The organism is Streptomyces pseudogriseolus (assembly GCA_002154585.1).
Taxonomy (GTDB): domain Bacteria; phylum Actinomycetota; class Actinomycetes; order Streptomycetales; family Streptomycetaceae; genus Streptomyces; species Streptomyces pseudogriseolus.
This window is the reverse complement of sequence record MUNG01000016.1, coordinates 14626-39490: the sequence shown is the minus strand read 5'-3', so window position 1 is coordinate 39490 and position 24865 is coordinate 14626. Positions and strand designations below refer to the sequence as shown.

The 24865-nt window shown below is 74.0% G+C and carries 22 protein-coding genes and 1 riboswitch; of the genes, 8 read left to right on the top strand and 14 right to left on the bottom strand.

The window, feature by feature from the left end; translation table 11 throughout:
- Positions 1 to 61 precede the first annotated feature (61 nt).
- The gene (locus CCN29_RS02150; RefSeq protein ID WP_086679806.1) at positions 62 to 2029 is read left to right on the top strand and encodes an SMI1/KNR4 family protein; all 1968 of its coding nucleotides are present in this window, start codon (positions 62 to 64) and stop codon (positions 2027 to 2029) included.
- Positions 2030 to 2058: 29 nt separating this feature from the next.
- On the opposite strand, the gene CCN29_RS02145 is transcribed toward CCN29_RS02150, so the two are convergent.
- Positions 2059 to 2568, bottom strand: coding sequence for a hypothetical protein (locus CCN29_RS02145; protein WP_006135909.1), 510 nt, complete (start codon positions 2566 to 2568; stop codon positions 2059 to 2061).
- 199 nt (positions 2569 to 2767) lie between these two features.
- Here CCN29_RS02145 and CCN29_RS02140 point away from each other — a divergent pair, with 199 nt between their 5' ends.
- Positions 2768 to 3847 (top strand): hypothetical protein, encoded by a 1080-nt coding sequence (locus tag CCN29_RS02140; protein WP_086679829.1) that lies wholly within the window; start codon positions 2768 to 2770, stop codon positions 3845 to 3847.
- A gap of 39 nt (positions 3848 to 3886) precedes the next feature.
- Here CCN29_RS02140 and CCN29_RS02135 read toward each other — a convergent pair whose 3' ends face one another.
- Both CCN29_RS02135 and CCN29_RS02130 read right to left on the bottom strand, forming a co-directional pair.
- Entirely contained in the window at positions 3887 to 4546 is a 660-nt protein-coding gene (locus CCN29_RS02135) for an ABC transporter ATP-binding protein (protein WP_086679804.1), read from the bottom strand.
- On the bottom strand, positions 4539 to 5558 hold the full coding sequence (locus CCN29_RS02130) for an ABC transporter ATP-binding protein (protein WP_086679827.1): 1020 nt from the start codon (positions 5556 to 5558) through the stop codon (positions 4539 to 4541). The genes CCN29_RS02135 and CCN29_RS02130 overlap by 8 nt, the downstream gene beginning before the upstream one ends.
- Here CCN29_RS02130 and CCN29_RS35515 point away from each other — a divergent pair.
- Positions 5557 to 5829: a hypothetical protein gene (locus tag CCN29_RS35515; protein ID WP_369153465.1), complete on the top strand. Its 273-nt coding sequence runs from the start codon at positions 5557 to 5559 to the stop codon at positions 5827 to 5829. The genes CCN29_RS02130 and CCN29_RS35515 overlap by 2 nt on opposite strands.
- A gap of 85 nt (positions 5830 to 5914) precedes the next feature.
- On the opposite strand, the gene CCN29_RS02125 is transcribed toward CCN29_RS35515, so the two are convergent.
- The 3 genes from CCN29_RS02125 to CCN29_RS02115 are packed head-to-tail and all read right to left on the bottom strand — an operon-like array spanning position 5915 to position 9392.
- Positions 5915 to 6814, bottom strand: coding sequence for an ABC transporter permease (locus tag CCN29_RS02125; RefSeq protein ID WP_086679802.1), 900 nt, complete (start codon positions 6812 to 6814; stop codon positions 5915 to 5917).
- Positions 6811 to 7803, bottom strand: coding sequence for an ABC transporter permease (locus CCN29_RS02120; RefSeq protein WP_374193709.1), 993 nt, complete (start codon positions 7801 to 7803; stop codon positions 6811 to 6813). Before CCN29_RS02120 ends, CCN29_RS02125 begins: the two co-directional genes overlap by 4 nt.
- Positions 7800 to 9392 (bottom strand): ABC transporter substrate-binding protein, encoded by a 1593-nt coding sequence (locus tag CCN29_RS02115; RefSeq protein ID WP_086679798.1) that lies wholly within the window; start codon positions 9390 to 9392, stop codon positions 7800 to 7802. The genes CCN29_RS02120 and CCN29_RS02115 overlap by 4 nt, the downstream gene beginning before the upstream one ends.
- 202 nt (positions 9393 to 9594) lie before the next feature.
- Positions 9595 to 9777, top strand: a riboswitch (cobalamin riboswitch).
- A 30-nt stretch (positions 9778 to 9807) separates the two neighbouring features.
- On the opposite strand from CCN29_RS02115, the gene CCN29_RS02110 reads away from it, so the two are divergent.
- The 4 genes from CCN29_RS02110 to CCN29_RS02095 are packed head-to-tail and all read left to right on the top strand — an operon-like array spanning position 9808 to position 12545.
- Positions 9808 to 10527 carry an energy-coupling factor ABC transporter permease gene (locus CCN29_RS02110; RefSeq protein WP_006136286.1) on the top strand — a complete coding sequence of 240 codons (720 nt, stop codon included), beginning with the start codon at positions 9808 to 9810 and terminating at the stop codon, positions 10525 to 10527.
- Positions 10524 to 10940 carry an energy-coupling factor ABC transporter substrate-binding protein gene (locus tag CCN29_RS02105; RefSeq protein WP_086679797.1) on the top strand — a complete coding sequence of 139 codons (417 nt, stop codon included), beginning with the start codon at positions 10524 to 10526 and terminating at the stop codon, positions 10938 to 10940. Before CCN29_RS02110 ends, CCN29_RS02105 begins: the two co-directional genes overlap by 4 nt.
- A gap of 7 nt (positions 10941 to 10947) precedes the next feature.
- Entirely contained in the window at positions 10948 to 11697 is a 750-nt protein-coding gene (gene cbiQ, locus CCN29_RS02100) for a cobalt ECF transporter T component CbiQ (RefSeq protein ID WP_086679795.1), read from the top strand.
- Positions 11694 to 12545, top strand: a complete 852-nt coding sequence (locus CCN29_RS02095) for an energy-coupling factor ABC transporter ATP-binding protein (protein WP_086679793.1) — start codon at positions 11694 to 11696, stop codon at positions 12543 to 12545. Before cbiQ ends, CCN29_RS02095 begins: the two co-directional genes overlap by 4 nt.
- Here the strand turns inward: CCN29_RS02095 and CCN29_RS02090 are convergent.
- From CCN29_RS02090 to CCN29_RS35510, 4 genes are all read right to left on the bottom strand, one after another.
- Complete coding sequence (locus tag CCN29_RS02090; protein ID WP_086679791.1) at positions 12524 to 13039, bottom strand: hypothetical protein; 516 nt, start codon at positions 13037 to 13039, stop codon at positions 12524 to 12526. The genes CCN29_RS02095 and CCN29_RS02090 overlap by 22 nt on opposite strands.
- 138 nt (positions 13040 to 13177) lie before the next feature.
- Positions 13178 to 18151: a DNA repair ATPase gene (locus CCN29_RS02085; protein ID WP_107481663.1), complete on the bottom strand. Its 4974-nt coding sequence runs from the start codon at positions 18149 to 18151 to the stop codon at positions 13178 to 13180.
- Positions 18152 to 18221: 70 nt separating this feature from the next.
- A complete protein-coding gene (locus tag CCN29_RS02080; protein WP_031022145.1) occupies positions 18222 to 20267 on the bottom strand; it encodes an SPFH domain-containing protein in 2046 nt (681 codons plus the stop codon).
- A gap of 179 nt (positions 20268 to 20446) precedes the next feature.
- Entirely contained in the window at positions 20447 to 20596 is a 150-nt protein-coding gene (locus CCN29_RS35510; protein WP_442538210.1) for a hypothetical protein, read from the bottom strand.
- Between the two features lie 208 nt (positions 20597 to 20804).
- Here CCN29_RS35510 and CCN29_RS02075 point away from each other — a divergent pair, with 208 nt between their 5' ends.
- Positions 20805 to 21869 (top strand): PucR family transcriptional regulator, encoded by a 1065-nt coding sequence (locus CCN29_RS02075; protein ID WP_031022143.1) that lies wholly within the window; start codon positions 20805 to 20807, stop codon positions 21867 to 21869.
- A gap of 5 nt (positions 21870 to 21874) precedes the next feature.
- On the opposite strand, the gene CCN29_RS02070 is transcribed toward CCN29_RS02075, so the two are convergent.
- The 4 genes from CCN29_RS02070 to CCN29_RS02055 all read right to left on the bottom strand — a co-directional run bounded on the left by CCN29_RS02070 (position 21875) and on the right by CCN29_RS02055 (position 24840).
- Entirely contained in the window at positions 21875 to 22312 is a 438-nt protein-coding gene (locus CCN29_RS02070) for a DUF6299 family protein (RefSeq protein ID WP_031064740.1), read from the bottom strand.
- Between the two features lie 139 nt (positions 22313 to 22451).
- Entirely contained in the window at positions 22452 to 23276 is an 825-nt protein-coding gene (locus CCN29_RS02065) for an alpha/beta fold hydrolase (RefSeq protein ID WP_031022139.1), read from the bottom strand.
- A 41-nt stretch (positions 23277 to 23317) separates the two neighbouring features.
- A complete protein-coding gene (locus CCN29_RS02060; RefSeq protein ID WP_031022138.1) occupies positions 23318 to 23716 on the bottom strand; it encodes a RidA family protein in 399 nt (132 codons plus the stop codon).
- A complete protein-coding gene (locus CCN29_RS02055; RefSeq protein ID WP_086679789.1) occupies positions 23713 to 24840 on the bottom strand; it encodes an acyl-CoA dehydrogenase family protein in 1128 nt (375 codons plus the stop codon). The genes CCN29_RS02060 and CCN29_RS02055 overlap by 4 nt, the downstream gene beginning before the upstream one ends.
- Positions 24841 to 24865 lie beyond the last annotated feature (25 nt).

The following is a 24865-nucleotide window of genomic DNA, read 5'->3' as shown; positions in this document are numbered from 1 at the left end:
ACCAATTCCCCGAAATGCCCGCAGCGGCAGCGTTGTCAGTGGCGCCTGCCACGATCACCGCATGGACGACAACGGGTTCGACTGGCCGGCGTTCCTGCGGCGTTGGCGGGACGAGTGGGTGCCGAGCGAGGAAGACGCCGTCGAGCTGGCGGAGGGGGACGTGACCCCCGACGAACTGCGGCCGGTGGTGTCGCCGGCGTCCGAGGCGGAGGTGGCCGACGCCGAGCGGCGGCTGGGGGTCCGGCTGCCCCCGTCCTACCGGGAGTTCCTGCTGGCCGGCAACGGCTGGAGGCTGCGCGACGACTCCATATACCAGCTCGGGGCCGTTCATGAGATCGGCTGGTTCGGGGATCCGTTCGGCTTGACGCCGATGTACCGGGAGAGCCTGGACGAGCGGTCGACCGAGCAGGAGGTGCTGCTCGCCGGGATGTGGGAGCGCGCGCTTCAGCTGGAGACCGGCTCCGACATGTCCTACGTGCTGCTGGACCCCGGCGACACCGACGAGGACGGCGAGTGGGCGCTGTACGTCCACAAGGGCTGGAGCGGTGAGTACCCGACCCGGTATCCGTCGTTCCGGGCCTACATGCAGCGCCGGTACGAGTCCTTCCACGCCGAGCGGGCGCAGTTGCCGGACTTCGTCAACGAGACCACCCGCGCCCGGGACGCCGACGTCGAGCGGGCGCAGGAGGAGGCGCTCAGCGGGCGGTGGGAGGCCGCACGGGAGCTGCTCGCCGTCGCGCAGCGCTACGGGCGGCCGGGAGCCTGGGGCATGCTGGGCCAGCTCGACGTCCTGGCGCAAGGCGTCAGGAGCGGCAGTTACTTCGGCGGGCTCGTCGCCGATCCGCGCTGCGCGGACGAACTGGTGCCCGTGCTGGCTCTCGCTCATGCGCTGCGATGCCTTCCCGGCCGGCCCGAGCGGCCGTTCGCGCTGGGTGCCGAGACCGGCGACGCCATCCGGGCGGCCGCCGACGAGATCCTCGCCCGGGTGCGCGACGGCTCCTACCGCTACGCGCCGGACGGTGACTTCGGGCAGGCCGTCGCCGAGGCGCGGGAGGCGGCCCGGTGGGGTGACACGGACGGCGCGTGGCGGGTGATCCGCGCCGCCCTGCCCTCCTGGACGCCGCCCGCGCCGGCCCTGCTGGCACCGCTCGGGCTGCTGGCCGACCCGGTGCTCGGGCCGGTGGTGACGCGGGAGCGGGGGCGGGAGCTGCTGGCGACGCCCCGGGCCGGACGGCCGGGCGCGGTGCCCGAGCCGGTGCCGGACCTGGACCCGCCAGGACTGAGCTGGATGGCCGAGCCCGGGCGGTGGAACGCCCCGTACGGGTCCTGGCGGTGTCTGTGGGTGGAGGGGGTCGAGCCGGAGGAACTGCCCGGCCTGGTGGGACAGGGACAGGGACAGGGACAGGGACAGGGACAGGGACAGGGCGAGGTTGCGGGGCTCACCGCCCCGCCCCTCCGTCCCGACGGCTGGTTCCCCCACGACGTCAGACGGCCCGACGACGATGCGGCGCCGTGGGAGGACCGGGCCGTGGTGGCGGTGGGCCGGACCGGGACGGCGGGGGACGGGACGGGCTCCGGGTGGGCGTTCGGGTTCGACCCGGCCGCCCGGACGCACGGACCCGGGCGCCTGTTCGTCTCCCCGGCCGCCGAGGCCTCCCGCGGCGGCGGACGCGCCGTGGTGCTGTGGATACGCCGCGGTCGCGACGACGCCTCCGCGATGTTCCACCTCTCCGTCGCCGAGCGGGGCGCGGAGCTGTTCGCGTACACGCTGCGCGGCACGGACGTCGAGCGCTCGGGGACGGTGCCCGAGGGCCTCGACCCGGAGCGGGTGCTGAGCGGTGCCGACGACGGCGAGCGCGAGCGGCGTCTGCTGGTCGCCGTGCAGGACGCCTACGGCCTCTCCCTGCCCCGGCACGCCCTGGTCGAAGGCATCCTGCCGGAGCTGACCACCCGGTCCTGGAACCGGGCGCCCCGGGAGGGTGAGGTCTTCTCCTACGCAACGGTCACCGGCGGCAGGCCGCGAACGTGACCCCGGGGCGTGCCGCCGGGGTCACCTGCTCACGCCGCCTCGTGGATCACCAGCTTGAACTCCGCGAGGACGATGTCCCGGGCCACGCTGTCGTCGTGCGTGGCGCGGACCGCGAGGGGGACGGCCGGGTCGACGAAGATGCCCCAGCTCTTCGTCCAGCACTGCATGCCGGGGCTGGGCGGGCGGTGTTCCGTGGCCGTGGTGTCGTTGGGGCTGGGGGTGAGGCCGAGGGGGTCGCGGACGAACTGGTCGCGGAGTTCGTCGTAGTTGCCGGCCTCCCACTGGATCATCGCGTACAGGGTTCCCCAGCCGGCCACGCTGGGCCATATCAGGCCGGAGCGCGGGTCGTTGTCCCAGTCGGTGATCACGTAGCCGTCGGGCTGGTTGACCTGGTGCATGGTGAAGCGGTCGCTGGACTCGGCGGACCCGAAGGGGAACCGGATGACCGTGTAGGGGCTGTTCGCCGGGACGGTCTGCGGGGTGTCCCGCTTGAGGGAGCAGACCTGGACTCCCGCGGCGGCCGTGGTGTGAGTGGACATGGTCCGGTTCTTCCCGGTGTGCGGGCCGGTGAGTCGGGGGCGGGCCGCTTCCGTGCGTGATTTCTCCGGTGAACTCGCTTTTGCCATACAACCGTTCGAGTTGGTCGATCGTCTGATGTGACGACCGGACCGGTCGCTTGACAAGGAGATCGTCATTTTCGCGTTGCGCAAGACCCTGACCACCACCGCCGTCGCCGGCATGGTTCTCGCCGGCACCGCCGCCTGCGGCACCGTGGAGAACCTGTCCGCCGGACAGAAGCTGGACAGCGCCTTCGACAAGCTCGGTAAGGAGCGTTCGCTCGCCTTCGAGCTGGACCTCGACACCGACGTGGACTCGCTGCTGGCGCTGGACGCCGAGCAGTCGGAGCCGGGCGAGGAGATGACGCCCGAGATCGCCGAGCTGCTCAGCGAGGCGACGATCAGCGTGTCCATGCACTCGAAGAAGCCGATCGCGACGTCCGAGGAGAAGGACTTCACGGCGATGGCGATGAAGGTCGGCGGCCCGGACGGCGCCCTCCTCGAGTACCGGCTGGTCGGCGACTCCTTCTACGTCCGGATCGACGCCGCGACGCTCGGGGAGATGACGGGCAACCCCATGCCTCCGGCCAGTGAACTGCCGGACGAGGCCGGGGCGTTCAAGAAGCTCCTCGAGGGTGGCTGGATCAAGCTCTCCAAGAAGGAGCTGGAGCAGACCGGCAAGGGCATGAGCGGGGCGCCGGGCTTCGGCGGCAAGGCGCCCTCCGACGAGCCCAGCCTCGACGCCGGGACGCAGAAGAAGCTGACGGACGCACTGAAGAAGGCCGTCGCCGAGAACGTCGACCTCACCACCTCCGGCGGTTCGGACGGCACCGAGCACATCACGGCGACCGCGCCGTTCCGCACGCTGGTGACCGAGCTGTTCGGCGCGCTGAAGCCGCTGCAGAACGAGCTGCCGGGCGGCGAGGAGCTGCCCACCGCCAAGGACTTCGCGGACGCCCCGAACAAGAAGGTCAGCGCCGACTTCACGCTGAAGAACGGCGAGCTGACCGAGGTGTCCGTCGACCTCGCGAAGCTGGCGGAGAAGGCGAAGCCGAAGAAGCTCGCGCTGGTGCTGCGCGTCAGCGAGGGCGGGAAGCCGGAGGCGCCCGCCGGGGCGACCGAGGTGAACATCGAGGAGCTGATGAGCGGGCTCCTCACCGGCACCCTCGGCGGGGGCCTCGGGGAGGATCCGTTCGCGGACGCCCCGCTCACCGACGTCCCGTTCGAGGAGGGGGACCTCGTCGGGGACGCCGCCGTATAAGGCGCCCTGAGGCGCCCTGAGGGGGCGGGGGCCGTGGGCTCAGCTCGCGGCCACCGCCTCCCACGGGACCGTACGGTCGCACCAGCGGTTCAGCAGGGTGCGGTCGTGGCCGACCGACAGCAGGCCCGCGCCCGTCGACGCGCGGTAGTCCTCCACGACCCGCACCAGCGCGGCCGTGGTCGACGCGTCGAGCATCGCCGTCATCTCGTCGCACACCAGCCAGCGCGGGTGCAGTGCCAACGCCCGTGCCAGGCAAGCGCGTTGCAGCTGGCCGTCGCTCACCTCGTGGGGGCGGCGGCCGAGCAGGTCCGGGGTGAGGCCCACGGTGTCGGCCAGTCCCGCCACGCGGTCGGCGGCCGAGGCGCGCCGGCCCGTCGCCCGCAGGGGTTCCGCGATCAGGTCGGCGAGGCGCAGCCGGGGGTCGGCGGCGAGGCGCGGCTGCTGGAAGACCACGCCGATCGCGGTGCGCTGCTCCCTCGGGGCGCGGTGCCGGAAGCCGCGGACGGGTGTGCCGTCGAGGACGATCTCGCCGGCGTCGGGGCGGTGCAGCAGGGCCGCGACCCGGGCGAGAGTGGACTTTCCGCAGCCGCTCGGACCGAGCAGGCCGACCGCCTCGCCCGGCGCGACGGTGAGGTTCGCGTCGCGGACCACGGGGGCGCGGCGGTCGTAGCCGGCGGTGACGGCGCGCAGCTCAAGCACGGGTGTCCTCCGGGGTGCGGGCCGCAGTCGGGGTGTCGGCGGGGGTCGCCGTCACCGGGTGGTGGCAGGCGACGGTGTGCTCGAACGGCGGGAGGGCCGCGCAGGCGTCCGTGGCGCGGTCGCAGCGGGGGGCGAAGGCGCAGCCCTCGGGGAGGCTGCCCAGTTCGGGGGGCAGGCCGGGGACGGGTGTGAAGGACCGCTCGGGGAGGGCCTCCAGCAGGCCCCGGCTGTACGGGTGCCGGGGGCCCGGGGTGCCGAAGAAGCGGGCCGCGTCGGTGAGTTCGACGATGCGGCCCGCGTACATGACCGCGACGCGGTCGGCGATGCGTTCGGCGGCGGTCAGATCGTGCGTGATCATCAGCAGGGCGTGGCCGTCGTCCACGTGCCGGCGCAGTTCGTCGACCGTGCGGTCCACCAGGTCCCGGTCCAGGCCGGTGGTCGGCTCGTCCGCGAGCAGCAGCGGGGCGTCACCGACCAGCGCGAGGGCGGTCGCGGCGCGCTGGGCCAGCCCGCCGGACAGCTCGTGCGGGTGCCGGTCGAGGTGGTCCAGGGGGAACTCGGTGCGGTGCGCCGCCTGTTCGGCGGCCGCGCGGCGGGCGGCACGGCCGCGTACGCCGGTGAGGTGGGCGACCGTCTCCTCGAGGTGCGAGCGGATCGTCCGCACCGGGGTGAGATGGGCCGCAGGGGACTGCGGGACCAGACCCACGCGGCGGCCGCGTACGGTGCGGGCGAGGGTGCGTTCACCGGCGGTGAGCAGGTCGAGACCGCCCAGGTGGGCGTGGCCGGCGGTCCGCGCGTTGGCCGGGAGCAGCCCGAGCAGGGCGGACGCCAGCACGGACTTGCCGCACCCGCTCTCCCCGATGAGCGCGAGACACTCCCCCGGCGCGACATCGAACGACGCCCCCGACACGGCGGCGATCCGACGCCCTCCGGGAAGCAGGAAACGGACGGAGAGGTCACGCACGGAGAGGACGGGCGCGGGGCGGGTCGAATCGACGCCGGGCGCCGATATGTCGGAGGCGCCAGGCGCCTCGGCTGTAGGCGCGAGCGGCCCGGTCGGCGCGGGTCGGGAGCGCTCGGCTCCGGGCGCCGACACGGCGGAGGCGCCGGGCGCCTCGGCTGCCGACGCGGGCGCGGGCAACCCAGGCGTCCCGGTCGACACAGCCGTCCCGCTCGGCGCAGGCGCAGCCGCCCCGCTCGGCGCAGCCGCAGGCGCCCCGGCCGCCGAGGCCGTCCCCGTCCCCGCCGGCTCGCTGTCGCCCCTCGCCGCCGACACCGGCTGACCCCCCGGCGGGGCGGAAGCGGCGTCGCCCCCGCCCGCCGGAGAGGGCGCCGGCGACGCCGGCCTCCACGTCGCGTCCTTCGCGGTCACAGCATCAGCTCCGATCGGCGGCGGGGATTGATCCGTTCGCGCCAGGCGCCCGCCAGGCCGGCGACCGCGAGGGTGGGGACGATGAGGAACAGGCCGGGGAACAGGGTGGGCCACCACTGGCCGGCCAGGAGGGAGCCGCGGGCGCTCTGGATGAGGGTGCCGAGGCTCGCGGTGTGGGTGGGCAGGCCCAGGCCCAGGAAGGACAGGGCCGACTCGTGCCACATGGCGTGCGGCACCATCAGCACGGCGGCGAGGCCCGCCTGCGGCAGCACGCCCGGCAGCAGGTGCCGTACGGTCACCCGCCACCGGCTGGAACCGCCGGACACGGCCGCGTCGACGAACGGCCGGGACCGCAGCGACAGCACCTCCGCGCGGACGATGCGCGCGGTGGACAGCCAGTGCGTGAGGGCGACGGAGATCACCACCGGCCAGACGCCCGGCCGGAACATGGCCACGATGAAGATGCCGAGCAGCAGGTGCGGCACCGACGACAGGGTGTCGACCAACCGCATCACCAGGCGGTCGGCCCGGCCGCCGAGGGCGCCGGCGGCAGCCCCCACGGCGGTGCCGATCACCGTGGCGGTGAGCGCGGCCACCACGCCCACCAGCAGCGACACCCGCAGCCCGTAGACGCAGCGCAGCAGCAGGTCGCGGCCGACGTCGTCGGTGCCGAACGGGTGCGCCCAGCTGGGCGGTTCGAGCTTGGCGGCCAGGTCGACGGCCTGCTGGTCGAGCTGGACCAGCGGCGGGACGAGCAGGACGGCGAGCACGGTCACGGCGACCAGGGCGGCGGACACGCGCAGCCGCAGGGCGTGCGTGGAGCGGCGCGCGCCCCCGTGCGCCCGCCACACGGGGGCGGCCGGCTTCACGGCCGCCGCGTCGACGTCGGACGTCACATCTCCTCCAGCTTCACCCTCGGGTCGACCAGCCCGTAGAGCAGGTCGGCGAGCAGGTTGCCGGCGAGGACGGCGGCGGTGGCGAGGGTGGTCAGCGCGGCCAGCAGCGGGAAGTCGACCGCCGTGGCGGCCTCCACCGTGGCCGAGGCGATGCCGGGCCAGCTGAAGACGGTCTCCACGAGCAGCGCCCCGGTGATGAGTTCCGGCACCCGGGAGCCGATGAGCGTGAGCACCGGCAGCAGCCCGGAGCGCAGGGCGTGGCCGAGCAGCACGGTGCGTTCGCCGACGCCGCGCGCCCTCGCCCCGCGTACGGGGTCCTCCATGAGGGCGTCCCCGACGCCCTGGCGGACGTACAGGGTGAACCAGGGCAGCTGGGAGACGGCGAGGACGCCGGCAGGGAGGACCAGGTGCTGGACCAGGCCGCCGAACGTGACGCGGTCGCTGCCCGTGTCGGTGAGGCCGCCCGCCGGGAGGACGTCCAGCCGGAGCGCGAACAGCCAGACGGCGAGCAGCGCGATCCAGAAGACCGGGGCGGCCTCCAGGACGTACGCGGCGGAGGTGACCGCGCGGTCCGTGAACGAGCCGGGTCGGCGGGCCGCGAGCACGCCGAGCACCGTCCCGAGCAGCACGGCCGCGGCGAACGCGACGGCGCACAGCAGCGTGGACCACAGCAGGCGTTCGCCGATGACCTCGGCGACCGGCTGGCGCATCACCGTGGAGTGGCCGAGGTCGCCGCCGAGGGCGGAGGTGAGCCAGTCCCACCAGCGGGCGGTGAACGGCCGGTCCACGCCGAGGTTCTCCCGCAGCCGGTCCAGGGTGTCCTGGTCGGCGCCGAGGGCGGCGGTGCCCGCGTACGCCTTCACCGGGTCGAAGGGGGACGCGGCGGCGACGGCGAACACGCCGAAGGTGACGACGAGGAGCACCGGCACGGCGTACAGCGCGCGGCGCGCCGTGAGCCGTGCCATCGCTCGCCAGGGGGCGTGGGTCATGCCGCGGGCTGCCAGTCCTCGACGTTCCACCAGGGCCCTGCGGCGAAGCCGTGCTCGTGGGGCTCCACCTGGGTGGTGAGGCCCTTCCAGCGGTCGGCAAGCACGTACAGGTGGTCGATGTGGGTGAGGAAGGTGTAGCCGGGGTCCTTGACGAGGGCGCGCTGGAGGGCGTCGTAGGCGGCCTCGCGGCCGGCGGGGTCCTGGGTGCGGCGGCCGGTCTCCAGGGCCCGGTCGACGGCCGGGTTGTCGTAGTGGGCCATGTTGTTGAAGCCGTCGCCGGCGAGGGAGGAGTGCAGGAGCGTGTAGAGGCCGAAGTCGGGGTCGCCGGTGCTGCCGAAGCCGGCGAGGACGGCGTCGTGCTTCATGCGCGGCTCGATGACCTCCCAGGTGGCGCTTTCCACGCGCACGTCGATGCCGGCCTTCTTGGCGTCGGACGCGTAGGCGAGGGCGTGGTCCTGGCGGACCTTGTCGCCGGAGGGGTAGTACAGGGTGAAGCGGGCGGGGCGGCCGTCCTTGGCGCGGATGCCGTCCTCGCCCTTCGTCCAGCCGGCGGCGTCGAGAACGCGGCCGGCCTCGGCGAGGTCCTGTTTCCGCTCGACGTCCTTCGCGAACCAGGGGTCGTCGACGGGCAGCGGCCCGTAGGCCGGGCGGCCGGCGCCGTCGAGGATCTTGTCGACCATGGCCTGCCGGTCGACGGCGAGGTCGAGGGCGCGGCGGATCGCGGTGTCGCCGGTGACGGGGTTGCCGCTGGGGAGGGTGACGGCCCGGAAGTCGTAGGAGGTGGCCCGGTACGTCTTCTTGTCGTCGTCGCTCTTGAAGGTGGCGGCGAGGTTGGGCGGGAGGACGGCGCCGTCGAGGTCGCCCGAGCGGAGCCGGGTGGCGCGGACGTCGTCGTCGGCGACGATCGCCATGGTGAGTTTCTTCACCTTCGGGGCGCCGCCCCAGTAGTGCGGGTTGGCCTTGAAGGTGAGCTTCTCGCCCTTGCGCCAGTCGGTGAGGACGTACGGTCCGGTGCCGACGGGCTCGGTGTTGAAGGGGCCGGTGTTGGGGTCCTGCTTGCCTGCGACGTGCTCGGGGACGATCGGCAGCACCGTGCGGGCGGCGAACGGCGCGTAGGGGTGGTGGAGGGTGAAGACCACCGTGTCGTCGCCCACCGCCCGGACGTCCTTGACGGCCGCGAGTTCGCTCTTGGCGGTGTTGTTGGTGTCGTCGTCGAGGATCGTGCGGTACGTGAAGACGACGTCCCGCGCGGTCAGCGGCTTGCCGTCGCTGAACTTCACGCCCTCGCGCAGGGTGTACGTGTAGGTGCGTCCGCCGTCCGTGATCCGCGGAAGTGCCGTGGCCAGGGCGGGTTTCAGGGTCATGTCGGCGGTGCGGGCGAGGAGGCCGTCGAACAGCTTGGAGTTGCCGTCCTTGCCGTAGCCGAGGAGCGGGCTGAGGGTGTCGGGCTCGGAGGAGACGCCGATCACGACGGACTCGGCCGCGGCCGCGCCGTCCGTGGTGCCGGAGCCGCCCGGCGCGGAGCAGGCGGAGACCGCCGCGGCCGTCGCCAGCGCGGCGGCGGCGCCGCGTATCAGTCGGGTCGTCATTGAACCTCACATCCCTCTTGCCTGAAAATCGCTGTTGCATATTAATTGCAGCAGGACACTGCCCAGGACGGCGGCCCCTCAGTCACCCGTTCGAGCACGACTGGGCCCACCGACCCGAAGGCGCAGGTGTGCGCCGGGTCGCGAGCTGCCGGGCGCCCTCCGCGCGCCCCCGTCGGCGCTTGTCACCGGGCCGCCACGGGGACTACTGTCACCACGCCTTGGTGACGGGAAATCGGTGCGATACCGGTGCGGCCCTCGCCACTGTGATCGGGAAGTCCGGCTCCAGTCCTCACGGACGGCCACTGGGTCCCTCGGGACCCGGGAAGGCGGAGCACGGGCGGTGGTACCCGTCAGCCAGGAGACCGGCCAAGGCGCGTCAACCATCCACGAGGTGCTGGAGAGGGTCTGCTGAGCCATGCACATAGCCGAGGGTTTCCTGCCTCCGGCGCACGCGGTCGCCTGGGGCGTCGCATCGGCGCCGTTCGTCGTCCACGGAGCCCGGTCGCTCGTCCGCGACGTGAGAGAACATCCCGAGAGCACACTCCTGCTGGGCGCGTCCGGCGCGTTCACGTTCGTCCTGTCCGCGCTGAAACTCCCCTCGGTGACAGGAAGTTGTTCCCACCCCACCGGCACCGGGCTGGGCGCGATCCTGTTCCGGCCGCCGGTCATGGCGGTGCTCGGGACCATCACCCTGCTGTTCCAGGCGCTGCTGCTCGCCCACGGCGGGCTCACCACGCTCGGCGCGAACGTCTTCTCCATGGCGATCGTCGGCCCCTGGGCCGGATACGCCGTCTACCGGCTGCTGCGCCGGTACGACCTGCCGCTGATGGGCGCGGTGTTCTGCGCCGCGTTCGTCGCCGACCTGTCGACGTACTGCGTGACGAGCGTGCAGCTGGCGCTGGCGTTCCCCGACCCGGGCAGCGGATTCCTGGGCGCGCTCGGCAAGTTCGGCTCCATCTTCGCCGTCACGCAGATCCCGCTCGCCGTCAGCGAGGGGCTGCTGACCGTGCTGGTGATGCGGCTGCTGGTGCAGTCCAGCAAGGGCGAGCTGACCCGGCTCGGGGTGCTGGTCGCCTCGGCGGCCGGGAAGAAGCGGGCCGAGTCGGCCGAGTCGGCCCAGGCGGTGGCCCGATGAGCCGCAACGCGAAGATCAACTCGCTGCTCCTGCTGCTCGTCGCCGCCCTCGCCGTGGTCCCGCTGGCGTTCGGGCTCGGCGACCACAAGGAGGAGCCGTTCGCCGGGGCGGACGGCGAGGCGGAGACCGCGATCACCGAGATCGACCCGGACTACGAGCCGTGGTTCTCGCCGCTGTACGAACCCCCCTCAGGGGAGATCGAGTCGGCGCTGTTCGCCCTCCAGGCCGCGATCGGGGCGGGCGTCCTCGCGTACTACTTCGGGCTGCGACGCGGACGCCGGCAGGGCGAGGCGCGGACCCGGGAGCGGGCGGCGGAGGACGCGTGCGCGGCGGATGCGGTGGACACCGCCGACGCGGGCGACGCGGGCATGGACGCGGGCGCGTCCGCCGGCACGGGCGACGGACGGGACTGACGGGTCCGTGCTGCCGATCGACGCGGCGGCGCACAGCAGCCGCTGGCGCCGCCGTCATCCGGTGGACAAGGCCGCCCTCGGCCTCGGTCTCACCGTCCTCGCGATCTCGCTGCCCGCGTGGCCGGGCGCGGCCCTGGTGCTGGTCACCGCGGTGGTGCTGCTGCTCGGCCCGGCGGGGGTGCCGGCCCGGCGGCTGTGGCGGGCCTACCGGGTGCCGCTGGGCTTCTGCGTCACCGGCGCGCTGACGCTGCTGGTGCGGGTGGGCGGTCCGGGCGGGTTCGTGTCCTGGGCCGAGGACGGGCCGCCGCGCGCCGGGGAGTTGCTGCTGCGCACCTCGGCGGCGTCGCTGGGCGTGCTGCTGTTCGCCTTCACCACCCCGATGTCGGACCTGCTGCCACGCCTGGTGCGCGCCGGGGTGCCCGCGCCTCTGGTGGACGTGGCGCTCGTGACGTACCGGATGAGCTTCCTGCTGCTGGACTCGGTGCGCCGGGTGCACCGGGCGCAGGCGGCGCGGCTCGGGCACACCACCCGGGCGGCGACCTGGCGTTCGCTCGGCGGGCTCGGCGCGACCGCGTTCGTCCGGTCCTTCGACCGGGCGGCGCGGCTCCAGACCGGGCTCGCGGGCCGCGGCTACGACGGCACCCTGCGCGTGCTGGTGCCCGAGGCCCGGGTGTCCGCCCGGTTCACGGCGGCGAGCGGGGCGCTTCTGGCGGCGCTGGCCGCCCTCACCTTCGTCCTGGAAAGGCCCCTGTCGTGAGCGAGTCCGTGCTGGTCGCCCTGCGGGGTGTGTCGTTCGCGTACGAGGACGGGCCGCCGGTGTTCACCGGGCTCGACTTCGAGGTGCGCGAGGGGCGGGCGCTGGCCCTGCTGGGGCGCAACGGCAGCGGCAAGACGACGCTGATGCGGCTGCTGAGCGGCGGACTGCGGCCGCAGAGCGGGGAGTTGCTGCTGTCGGGCCGTGCGGTGCGGCACGACCGGAAGGGGCTGACGGCGCTGCGGACCACCGTGCAGTTGGTGGTGCAGGACCCCGACGACCAGCTGTTCGCCGCGTCCGTGGAGCAGGACGTGTCGTTCGGGCCGCTGAACCTCGGGCTGCCCGACACGGAGGTGCGCGCGCGGGTCGCGGAGGCGCTGGAGGCGCTGGACATCGCCGCGCTCGCCGACCGGCCCACGCATCTGCTGTCGTACGGGCAGCGCAAGCGGACGGCGATCGCGGGAGCGGTCGCGATGCGGCCGCGGGTGCTGATCCTGGACGAGCCGACGGCGGGTCTCGACCCGGACGGACAGGAGCGGCTGCTTGCCACCCTCGACGGTCTGCGGGCCGCCGGCACGACGGTGGTGATGGCCACGCACGACGTGGACCTCGCCCTGCGCTGGGCGGACGACGCGGCACTCCTGACCCCCTTGGGCGCCCATACGGGACCGGCGGAGGAGACGCTGTCCCGCCGGGACCTCCTCACGGCGGCGGGCCTCAGACTCCCGTGGGGCGTGGCGGCGAGCCTGTTCCTGCGGGCGCGGGGCCCGGCCGCCGACGACACGGCCCCGGCTCCCCGCACCCCGGAGGAACTGGTCGCGCTGCTGGGTCAGCAGCCGCCGCAGTTGTAGTACGTGACGTCCCAGTGGTTGCCCTCGTCGGCGTAGACGTTGCCGGAGCCGGAGCGCCACTGGAGGGCTCCGTCGCCGCGGACGCCGATGTAGGCGAAGGTGTTCTTGACGTAGTTCGTCACGCAGGTGTTCTTGCCGAAGTCGAGCTTGTAGCCGTTCCAGTGCGAGTACGTGCCGGAGGCGTGCCCGGTCTCGGTGCCGCCGGTGATGTTCAGGGCGCAGCCGCTGGCCCGCTTCAGGGTCTGGGCGCCCTGGGCCGTGGCCAGGTTGAGCTGGTCGAAGGACGTACAGGTGGAGACGTTGCGGTCGGAGCAGCCGCCGGACGACGACCAGGTGATGCCGACCTCGCGGAACATGGAGGTCGCGGTGGCGTGACTGATCTTGGTGACGGCGAACGCCTCGCCGGCGGTGCCCATGACGGCGACGCCGGGGGCGGCGACGAGGGCGAGAGCGGTCAGGACGGAACGGAGCTTGGGCGCCTTGGCGGTCTTCATGGGGGGACCTTCCTGCTGGGTGCCAGGGTGTGTGGGGCGGCTGGTGCAGGCGGAGCAGACAGATGATGCCCGTGGTCTACGCGCGTCCGCCAGAGGACAAAACGGAATGCCGGCGCCGGTTCTTGTGCGTCGGCCCGTTCAGCCGTCACCCTCCTGTCGCGGCGGCGGTGCCGGAACGTGCCGAGGGGCCGCCGTCGCCCGTGTGATCGCCGATTCGACCGCCGCGATGCGGTCGCCCAGCAGGGCGAGGGCGGAGACCGCGCGGGTGAGGGCCTCGTCGTCGGGCCCGCCCAGGGTGAGCGTGCGGACGTGTGCCGTCTTCACCTCCGCCCAGCGGGTGGCCTGTTCGGCCGTGAGCGTGCCCCGCAGCTCGGCCAGTTTCAGCAGGTTCGCCTCGGCGCCGGTGGTGAGGGTCTGGGCCTCCGCCGTGTAGTGGTCCTCGACGACGGCGGACAGTTCCGCGTCGTTCATCACGGGCTGGATCCGCTGGGCGATCTTGTTCATGTTGCGGTAGGAGCCCTGGAGCAGGAAGGGCGGCTCGGTGCGGGCGTCGTCGGAGCGGGCCGCGGAGGCGATGTACGCCGCGTTCACCGCCAGCACCGTACGGCGGGCCGTGAGCAGGTGGCGCAACACCGCGAGCACGCGGTCGAGTTCGGTCGGCGCGTACGGGTGGCGCAGGCGGTCCGGACGGGCCGTCGGGTCGTCGGAGGCGAGCCGGATCAGCAGGTCCAGGTCGGCGCGGTCGCGTCCGGCGAGCGGCGCGAGCACCGGGTTCGCGGTGAGCGCGTTCTCCACGAAGCTGAGCGCGAAGACGTCCTCCTTGCCGGTGAGGACGTCGCCCAGGTTCCACACGTCGGCCCGGTTGGCCAGCATGTCGGGCACCCGGAAGACCTCGCCGGACTCGGTGTACGGGTTGCCGGCCATGCACACCGCGAACCGCTTGCCGCGCAGGTCGTAGGTGCGCGGCTCGCCCTGCCAGACGCCCTCCACCCGGCGGGTGGCGTCGCACAACGGGATGAACTTCTGGAGCAGTTCCGGCGAGGTGTGCTGGATGTCGTCCAGGTGCAGCAGTGTGTTGCCGCCGGCCGCCAGCGCGAAGTTGATCTTCTCCACCTCCTGGCGGGCGGTGGCGTTCGGCGCCTCGGCCGGGTCGAGCGAGGTGACGCCGTGGCCGAGCGCGGGGCCGCTGACCCGCACCAGGACCAGGCCAAGGCGGTGGGCGACGTACTCCATCAGGGTCGTCTTGCCGTAGCCGGGCGGGGACAGGAGCAGCAGCAGTCCGCCGGCGCCGGTGCGGGCGGACTCGCCGGTGGTGCCGAGCTGCTTGGCCAGGCTGTCCCCGATCAGCGGCAGGTACACCTCGTCGACCAGGCGGTTGCGGACGAACGCCGCCGTCACGCGCGGACGGTGGTCGTCGAGGCGCAGCCGGGCGCGCTCGGCGGTGACGAGGGCGGCGCGGCGGCGCTGGAAGGCGCGGAAGGCGGGCACCTCGCGCGCCCGGAAGGCGTCGGTGCGGGCGAGGAACTCGTCCAGGCGGAGGGCGAGCCGGCGGTCGGTGATGCGCGGGTGGGCGGAGACCAGGCCCTCGACGGTGACGGTGAGGGGCGCGTCCGACTCGTAGCGCGGCACGTCCGGGCACAGTTCGGCGGCCACGGCCTCCGCGAGGTCCCCGGCGTCCGCCTCTTCGCCGGCCGCCCGCGCGTACGCGGTCAGCCACGCCTCGACCAGCTGCCGGCGGGCGCCGAGGTCCGCGAGGGCGGTGAGATCCTCGTCGTAGGCCTCCCCGGCGACGGTGCGGCGGAACTTGTCGAGCAGGGTGCGGGCGCGGGCGCTGATCACGAACCCGTCGGGTCCGGTGGTGAGTTCGTCGAGGAGGTACGCGGCGCACGCCTGCGGGCGGGCGGCGGCGTCCGGGTCCCGCTCCCCCACCGCGCGGGCGAGTTCGTCCCGCAGCGCGTCCAGCGCGGGCGGCGCCCCGAAGGCGTCCCGGACCCGGGCGAGGGAGCGGGCGCGGCGGGTGAGGTCGGTGCGCTCCGGCTCCGTGGTGCCGTGCGCCCAGAACAGCAGGGCGTGGGCGCGCACCGCGGCGGCGTGGCGCAGGGCGCCGGCGCCGTCGTGCAGGGGCAGCAGGGCGGTGAGGATCGCGGTGGCGTCGTGGTCGTGGACGCCCCGCTCGTACCCCTCGTCGTACGCCTCCTCGGCGGCCGTGCGGACCAGGGCGGCGAGGTCGTCGGCGCCGGCGAGGGCGTCCGGGCCGTGCTCGTGGAGCAGCCGGGCGGCGAGGTGTTCGGCGCGGCTGACGCCGGGCGACTCGGACGGCAGATGCCGGTCCCACAGGGGGCGGTCGGCGAGGAGGGCGGGGTCGGTGACGGGGGCACGGTAGTCGGTGCCGGTGAGGGCGAGGGCGAGGCCGTCCTGGTGCGGGACGACGGTGAGGTCGAAGGGCTGGGTGGAGACGGCGAAGCGGTGCGCGCCCAGGCGGAGCGTGCGGCCGCCGTCGGCGTACAGGTCCGCGCGGTCGCGCAGGGCGCGGGCGGCCTCCTCGCGGGCGGAGCGCAGCCTGCCGTCGAGTTCCTCGGCGCGCACCCGGTCGCCGAGGGCGCGCAGGTCGTCGGCGCTGCGGCGGACCTTGGAGACCAGCGGGTCGGAGGCGAAGTAGGTGCTCACCGCGTCGGCGTCGGCGAGGGCGGCGCTGCGGCGGGTGATCGTCTCCAGGACCCGTTCGGCGGCGGAGGCGAGCTGGGCTGCACGGCGGGCGCGGGCGTCGGTGAGGGCCTGCTTGCGGGCGGAGAACGCGTCGTACATCTCGGCCCGTCGGTCGGCGAGTTCGCCGAGGACGTCGTCGAACTCGGCGAACCGGGACTCCAGTTCCTCGAGCTGGGCGAGGACCCGCGCCATCTGGTCGTCGCAGGCGTCCGGGTCCCCGGCGGCGGCGAGGGCGCCGGTGACGGTCTGGCCGAGCAGGGTCAGCTCGGCGGCGAACCCGGCGCGCGCCTCCCGGTCGAGGAGGCTCCGGCGGCGGGTGTCGAGGCTCGCGCGGGCGCGGTTGACGCCGCCCAGGGCGTCGGCGACGCGCTCCAGGACGCCGGTGCGGACGGTGGCGTCGGCGATGTCGAGCCCGGCGACCACCTCGGTCACCGTGCGCAGTCCGTCGGCGAGTTCGTCGAGGCGGGCGGCGAGCGGTGCGGCCCCCGCGGTGGTGGCGACCGCCTCGATGTCGGCGTGCAGCCGCTCCAGGGCGGCGTGGTGGGCGGCGAAGGCGTCCTCGCGGGCCAGGAAGGCGACGGCGCGGTGCCCGAAGGAGGCGAGGTCGTCGTCGGCGTCGGCGGCGAGCGCGTCGATCCGCCCGTGGTCGGCGTACCGCATCTCCTTCAGGGTCAGCAGATGGCCCTGCGCCTGACGGAGTTCGGTGAGTCCGCGCACCCAGGCGGCGGCCTCGCGGGGCTGTTCGCCGCGCAGCCGGCGCACCACGGCGGTGATCCGCTCGGCGGCCTCGTCGAGGGCTTCCGCGGCCCGGCGGGTGAGGTCGGTGACCGTCTCGAACTCGGCGAGCACCTGCTCGGCGGTGGCGCGGACCTCCTCCAGCGGGGTACGCAGGTCGCCGACCTCGGGGTCGCCCAGCCAGTGGTGGGTGTCCAGCGCGCGCACGCAGGCGGCGGCGAGGGTCGCGTAGATCTCGGCGGTGGGGGTGGTCTCGGCGGCGGCGCGGGCCAGCGACAGGCAGTCGGAGACGCCGCGCACCAGGTCGGCGTTGCCCACCCGGGCCAGCGGCCCCTCCCCCACCGGCTGCGCGGCGGCGCGGGCGTCGGACAGGTAGGGCGTGTCCCACAGCTGCACGGGGTGCACGCGCGCGGGTTCGTCGCCCTCGGGACGCAGCAGGGTGAGGCGCCCGTCGTCGAACAGGGCCCAGCCGTGGCAGGCCATCGGGGTGGCGACGGCCTCGCTGATCTGGTTGTAGGAGAGCAGCAGGGAGCGTCCGCGGGCGGGCGCGTGGAAGGCGTACAGCACGTCCTCGCCGTACGGGGAGCGCACCTCCCGCTCGAACTCCATGCCCTCGGTGTCGAGGTCGTACGTCTTGTGGCCGCCGGCGGCGAGGCAGTGGCCGCCGGCGAAGACGATGCCCTGGTCCTCGGGCAGGCGGCGGCAGCCCTGGCCGATGCCGTCGAGGCGGACGACGGTGCGGGTGAGGGTGTTGAAGACGAGGTGGCGGTGGGCGGTCTCCTTGTAGGGGAGGATCCGCAGCAGGATCAGCGGGCCGACGCGGGCGTGGGCGATGTCGGCGTCGGCGAGGGACTGCAGGGGCTCGTCGACGGGTTCGCTGTGGATGCCGTCGGGTGTGCCGGTGTCGTTCTCCGTCTTGACGGTGAGGGTGCCGCCGAGGGTGTCGACGAACACCTCGCCCTGGACGGAGACGTGCGGGTGGCGGCCGAGGACGTGGTCCTCGCGGGTGGCGGGCGTCCATTCGATGTCGTCGGGCGGGCGCTGCGCGTGGTCGCGGTCGCCGCGGGCGTCGAGGAACGTCACGTGGCCGTCGTCGGTGACGGACCAGCGCAGGACGCGGATGTCGCCGGGCTTCTCGCCGGTCTGGAAGACGGCGAGCAGCTTGCCTTCGACGCGGCGCAGCCGCAGCAGGCGGGCCTGCCGGTAGTAGCGGTGCAGGGCGGCGAACTCGCGGAGGAAGGCGGGGTCGTCGAGGAGGCCGGGCACGGCGTCGTCGGGCAGCCGGTTCAGGTCGCGGTCGTGGGCGGCGAGGACGTCGCCGACGGCGATGTCCCGGTCCGGGCGGGGCCGGGGCTCGTAGCCGAGGAGCAGCACGTCGCCGACGGCGACGACGTCGCGGGGCGCGGCGGTGCGTTCGGTGCGCAGCCGCCCGGTGGCGGTGAGGCGCAGCTCGGGCGCGCCGAACTCCTCGGCCCGGCGCCGGTTCAACGCCTCGGCGCGGCGGGCGAGTTCGGCGGCGCGGGCGGTGAGGCGGTCGCGCAGCACCTGGTAGGCGCCGCCGTCGGCCGCGGCGGCGTCCGCCGCGGCGGCGGGCCGCCCGGTGACAGCGGCCGGGGCGGCGCCGGCCGGGCGGGCGCCGTGGTGGATGGGCTCGTGGGTGCCGGTGGTCATGGCTGCCTCTCGGGAAGGAGCCGTCCGGGAGCCGCCGTCCCCTGTGCGGCGGCTCCCGGACGGGTGGTGGTCAGGCCCCGGTACGGCCGTTCAGGTCGGCCAGCGGAGTGTCCGCCAGACCCAACTCACCTGCCTTGTCGAGCAGTTGCCGGAACTGCCCGCTGCTGTCACCGCCCTGCTTCATCAGCTTCGTCAGCAGGGCGGCCACCGTGAGGTCGCGCACGCCGGAGGTGGAGACGGAGCCGAGCATCCGGCTCAGGTCGTCGGCGAAGCTCGCGGAGCCGTCCAGCCAGGGCCCGGCGAGGGCCTGCACGGCCTGGGAGTTCTGGACGAAGCCGTCCACGCCCTTGCCGAGCGAGATGGACGACACCAGGCGGTCGAAGAACACCGAGTCGCCGCCGACGATGTTGATGTCCGCGTTCTCCAGGCCGGTGGCGAGCACGGTGGCCTGGGCCTCCGCGACCTGCCGCTGCACGTCGAGCCCGGCGAGCCGGACGTCCTTCTCGGCCTCGAGCCGCAGGCGGTACTCCTCGTGGCCGCGGGACGCCTCGTCGAGCGCGGCCATCGCCGCCGCCTTCTCGGTGAGACCGGCCGCCTCGGCGCGCAACTTGCCGGAGATGGCCTCCGCCTCCGCGACCGCCTTGGCGCGGGCGCCCTCGGCCTCCGCGCGCAGCCGGGCCTCGGTGGCCCCGGCCTCGGCACGGCCGGCCTTCTCGATGACCTCGGCCTCCTTGTCGCGCACCTGGACGGCGGCGAGTCCCTCGGCGGCGGACTCGGCCCGGACGCCCTCCGCGAGCCGCACCTTGGCCTTGGCGTCGAGGTCGGCGGTCTTCAACCGGGCCTCGGCGAGGGTGAGTTCCTCGGCGGCGCGGTGCGCCGCGGCCTGTTCGGCGGCCTCGGCGGCCTTGATGTCCTTGACCAGCTTCTCCTGCGCCTCGGCCTCCGCCGCGATGATCACGGCCTGCCGCCGGCGCTCCGCCTCCTCGACCGCCCGCAGCTTCTTGATGGACTCCTCCTGCTCGGCGACCGTACGGTCCACCGCGACACGCTCGCGGATGACCTCGGCGATCTCCCGCTTCTCCGCCTCGACCTCCTTGTCGGCGGCGATCCTGGTCAGCGAGGTCTCCCGCTCGCGGGCGATGACCTCCAGCAGGCGGTCCTTCTCGATGCGCTCGCTCTCCACGGCGATGACCCGCTCGCGGTTCTTCGCGGCGACGGCGACCTCACGCGCCTGGTTCTCCCGCTGCACGCCGAGCTGTTCCTCGGTGCGCAGGAAGGCGCTCTGCGCCCGCAGCCGCTCCTCCTCGACCACCCGCGCGGTCTCCGCCTCCTCGCGGGCGCGCACGGTCTCGATCTCCCGCTTCTGCTTGATCTCGGCGTCGGCCTGCCGCCGCTGGAGCTCCAGGATCGCCTCGCGCGCGTCGACGTCCTGCCGGGTGATCTCCTTCTCCTCGTTGCGCTGCGCCTCGTTGGTGCGCACGTGCTCCACCGCGGTCAGCTCGGTGATCTTGCGGATGCCCTGCGCGTCGAGGACGTTGCCCGGGTCGAGCTGGGTGAGCGGCGTCTGCTCCAGGTAGTCGATCGCGGCGTCCTCGAGGTGGTAGCCGTTCAGGTCGACGCCGATGACCTCGATGATGCGGTACCGCAGTTCCTCGCGCTTGGTGTAGAGGTCGGTGAAGTCCATCTGCTTGCCGACGGTCTTCAGCGCCTCGGAGAACTTCGCGTGGAACAGCTCCTGGAGGGTGTCGCGGTCGCTGGCGCGGGCGGTCCCGACGGCCTGCGCGACCTTCACGACGTCCTCGACGGTCTTGTTGACCTTGACGAAGAACGTGATGCGGATGTCCGCGCGGATGTTGTCCCGGCAGATCAGTCCTTCCTTGCCGGCGCGGGTGATCTCGATGGTCTTCACCGAGATGTCCATCACCTCGGCCTTGTGCAGCACGGGCAGCACGACCGAGCCGGTGAAGGTCACGTCGACCTTGCGGAGCTTGGAGACGATCAGGGCCTTGCCCTGCTCCACCTTGCGGAACAGTTTGGTGAGTGTGAGCAGGCCGATGAGCACGAGCAACAGGGCGACGCCGGCGAGTACGGCGATGCCCACGGTGGCGGCATCCATGGGACACGTCCTTCTGGGCTGACTTACGGGCAGAAGTCGGAAGCGTGCGGCGCCTCGCGGGCGAGGGCCTCAAGGGTGCGGGGCCTCGCGTCGGGGCGAGGCGGTGACATCGGATGGTGAGGGAGACGGCTCAGCCGTCGATGCGGTTTCGCGCCGGGCACGGAGGATTGCCCTCCGGGTCAGCGGCGCGCCGCACCGTCCCCGTCCGCACCGCGCGTGCGCGGGGACCGGGACGGCCAGGGTTCGTCGGGGGCGGTGCGGTGCAGCGGCCCCGTGCGACGGGGGGCGGCCGGGACGAAGCGGGCGGCGCGGTTCTCAAAGCTGTGCACGCCCGCCCTCCTCTCCGTCCACCGATTCCGGTGCCGCACCCCTGCCGGTGTCCGGCACCGGAACCTCCGCAGTGCTCCCCGCGCCCCATGCTGCACGGTCCGGCCCGCCTCGCGCATTGCCGGTTTCCGGCAATGTTCACTAGGGTCTCCATGCCGGTGAGCGGCCATGAACGCATCAGGATGGCGTGCGGAGGCAGAGGGGGACGACGTGCCGGATCGAGAGATTCCGGAGCAGTATCTGGAGGGGTACGCCGGGATACTGGCCGAGGTCGCGGCCACGGGCAGGCGTCTCACCCGCGACGAGCTCGCCTCCCGCCGCGCCCTCGGGGAACAGGCCGCGGAGGCCGGCTTCGGTCTGCGCTCCCTGGTCATCGCCCATCTCGCCGCCGCGCGCGACGCCTGGCCGGCCCGCGGCACCGGCACGGCCGACGGCGCGCTCGCGGCCGTGCAGCAGGCGGTGGACGCGTTCGCCGAAGGGTACGAGCGGGCGCAGCGGATGGCGGTCCGTCAGGAGGAGGCGGCGCGACGGGAGTTCATCGACGACCTGCTCCACGGACGCAGCGACCTGGGCCGGCTGGCCGAGCGCGCCGAACGGTTCGGGCTGCGGCTGTCCCACGAGCACGCGGTCGCCGTCGCCCGGGGCCCCGTCGCCTACGAGGACGGGGACCCGGTGCCGCGCCAGGTGGAGCGCGCCCTGATCACCCGGTTCGGCGACCGCAGCATCCTGCTCACCACCAAGGACGGGCGGCTGCTGTGCATCGCGCCCGGCCACCAGCAGGACGTGCTCACCCACTTCGCCAAGCAGGCGCACGCCGCCACCGACGGCGGCCAGGTGGCGATCGGACGCCCGCAGCCGGGGCCGGGCGGGGTGGTCCAGTCGTACGAGGAGGCGCTGAACGCGCTGGAGATCGCCGAGCGCCTGGACCTGGACGACCCGGTGCTGCGCGCCGCCGACCTGCTGGTCTACCCGGTGCTGGCCCGCGACCGGCAGGCCATGGCCGACCTGGTGCACAACACCCTGGGCCCGCTGACCGAGGCGCGCGGCGGGGCCGGGCCGCTTCTGGACACGCTCACCGCCTACTTCGACTCCGGTTGCGTTGCCGCCGAGGCGGCCCGGCGGCTGTCGCTGAGCGTGCGGGCGCTGACGTACCGGCTGGAGCGGATCCACCGGCTGACCGGCGCCGATCCCGGCGATCCGGCGCACCGGTACATGCTCCAGACGGCCGTCATCGGGGCGCGGCTGCTGAACTGGCCGGAGACGGCGGTGGCGTAGGCGGTTCAGGCCGCGGCGGCGAGGGTGACGTCGTGGTGGCTGACGGCGTGCGGGACGGGGATGACCAGGATGCCGCTGCCGCGCAGCTCCATCAGGGTGGCCTCGACCTTGGCCGCGCCCGCCTTCAGGGCGTCCTGCGGGGCCTTGCCGCTGTTCTCCCAGCGGTGCTCGGCGCCGTCGCACACGGCGGCGGTGCCGCCGATGCCGTAGCTGACATGGGGCGTGCTCTGGTTGACGGAGGAGCTCACGAAGACCGGTCCGGTGCCGCCGACGCAGCGGTAGGTGCCGGTGAGGGTGACGGTGCCGTCGGCGGCGATCCGGCCCTTCGCGTCGACGGTGACGTACTCCGCGGGGGCGGCCACGGCGGAGGGGGCCGCCGCGGCGGCGCCGAGCAGCAGCAGCGCGGCGCAGGACGCGGCGCCGAGGAGGGGGCGCAGGGGCATGAGGAGTACCTCCGAGGTAAGCGGAAGGGGCTCCTCCACCAGTACCGGCCCCACGGGGGCGCGGCCACTCATGGTCACCCTTCAGGGGCGCGGGGAACTGAGCGAGCAACCCCCACCGGCCCGCACCCGGGCGCCCCGCTCAACCGTGCGCGACGAACCACCGCAGCAGCGACGCCAACCGCCGAGGCCGGTCCTCGGCGATCAGCGTCCTGGTGTTCCGCAACTCCACCAACCGCCCCCGCGGCAACAGCTCCGCCAGCATGCGCCCGTGTTCCCGCGGCATCATCAGATCCTCCGTCGCCCACACCACCAGCGCCGGGCGCTCGAAGCACCGCAACCCCCGCGCCGCTTCGAGCAGCTCCGTACGCCGCACGTGCGCGACATAGTGCCGGAAGTCCCGGCGGATCGCCGGATCCGTCCGCAGGGGGCGCAGCCACCGCTCGACCACGTGATCCGGCACCGGCCGTTTCGTCAGGGCGCCGAACCCCACGGGAAGCCGGCGCAGAGGCTTCCAGCCGAGGGTGCGGACCATCAGCGAGATCCCGCCGGGCACCCTGCACGCGACCCCGATCATCTTGCCGGGCAGGCCCGGCGGATAGTTGTCGAACGCCTCGCAGGAGATCAGCACCAACCGCGCCAGCCGCTCGGGGTGCCGGACGGCGACCGTCTGCGCACGCCCGCAGTCGCTCTCGACGAGGGTGACGTCCCTCAGGTCCAGCCGGTCGAGGAACTCGGCGATCAGTTCGTTGACCAGGTCCGGTGTGGGCAGCCGCCTCATCGGCCTGCGGTGCGCGCCGTACGGGAGGGTCGGCGCGACGAGGCGGTGGTCGGTGCGCAGTTCGGCGACGACATGGCGCCAGACGGCGGCGTCGTGCAGCAGGCCGTGCAGCAGCACGACCACCGGTCCGTCACCGCCGGTGTCCTCGTACTCGACGATCCCGGCGCTCAGCTCGATCTCCGGCATCGCTCCAGGCTAGGAGCACGGGCACGACCGCGCCCGCCGGCTCACGGCAGCACGGCGAACCCGTCGAGTTCGACCATCGCCTCCTCGTCCCACAGCCGGACCACCTCCACCACCGCCATCGCCGGATAGTCGCGGCCCGCCAGGTCGCGCCAGACGCGGCCGAGTTCGCGGGCGTGGGCGCGGTACGCGGCGACGTCGGTGGCGTAGACGGTGACGCGGGCCAGGTCGGCGGGGGTGCCGCCGGCGGCGCGCAGGGCGGTGAGGAGGTTGGTGAGGGCGCGGGTGAACTGTTCGGGGAGGGTGCCGCCGACGACCTTGCCGTCGCCGTCGAGGGCGGTCTGGCCGGCGAGGAACACCACGCGGGAGCCGGTGGTGACGACGGCGTGGGAGAAGCCGGCGGGCGGGGACAGGTCGGGCGGGTTGACGCGCTCGGCGGTCACCGGGCCTCCAGGGTCTTGTACAGCTCCTTGGCGATGATGCCGCGCTGGACCTCGCTCGCCCCCTCGTAGATGCGGGGCGCGCGGACCTCGCGGTAGAGGTGTTCGAGCAGATGGCCCCGGCACAGGGCGCGCGCGCCGTGCAGCTGGACGGCGGTGTCGACGACGTACTGGGCGGTCTCGGTGGCCAGCAGTTTCGCCATGGCGGAGCGCCGTGGCACGTCCGGCGCGCCCTCGTCGTACGCGGTGGCCGCCGCGTAGACCATCAGGCGGGCCGCCTCGGTGCGGACGGACATCTCGGCGACCTGGTGGGCGACGGCCTGGAGGTCCTGGAGCCGGCCGCCGAACGCGCCGCGCCGCGCGGTGTGGGCGACGGTCGCGTCGAGCGCGGCCTGCGCCATGCCGACGGCGAAGGCGCCGACGCTGGGCCGGAACAGGTTGAGGGTGTCCATGGCCACCCGGAAGCCCGCGTCGGGCTCGCCGAGGACGTCGGCGGCGGTGACGGGGACGCCGTCGAAGCTGAGGGACCCGATGGCGTGCGGGGCGAGCATGTCGAGGCGGCTGCCGGTGAGGCCGGGCCGGTCGGCGGGCACCAGGAAGGCGGTGACGCCGCGCGCGCCGGCGCCGGGGGTGGTGCGGGCGAAGACGGTGTAGAGGTCGGCGTCGGGGGCGTTGGAGATCCAGCACTTCTCGCCGGTGAGGCGCCACCCGTCCGGGCCGTCGCGCTCCGCGCCCAGGGAGAGCGCCGCCGCGTCGGAGCCGGCGCCCGGTTCGGACAGGGCGAAGGCGGCGACCGCCGTGCCGTCACTCACCCGGGGGAGCCAGCGGTCCCGCTGTTCCGGTGTGCCGTGGGCGTGCACGGGGTGGGCGCCGAGGCCCTGGAGGGCGAGGGCGGTCTCCGCCTCGGTGCACTCCCGGGCGAGCGACTCGCGCATCAGGCACAGCTCCAGGGCACCCACGGTGAACAGCCGGGACAGCAGGCCGAGGGCGCCCAGCTCGGCGACGAGGGCCCGGTTGACGCGGCCCGGCTCGCCCTTCCCGGCGAGGGGCCGGAGCCGTCCGGCGGCCAGGGTGCGCAGCTCGGCGCACCGGGCGAGCTGTGCCTCGTCGAGCGAGAATGCGGTCATCGCCGGTCCCTTCCCTCGCCGCTGG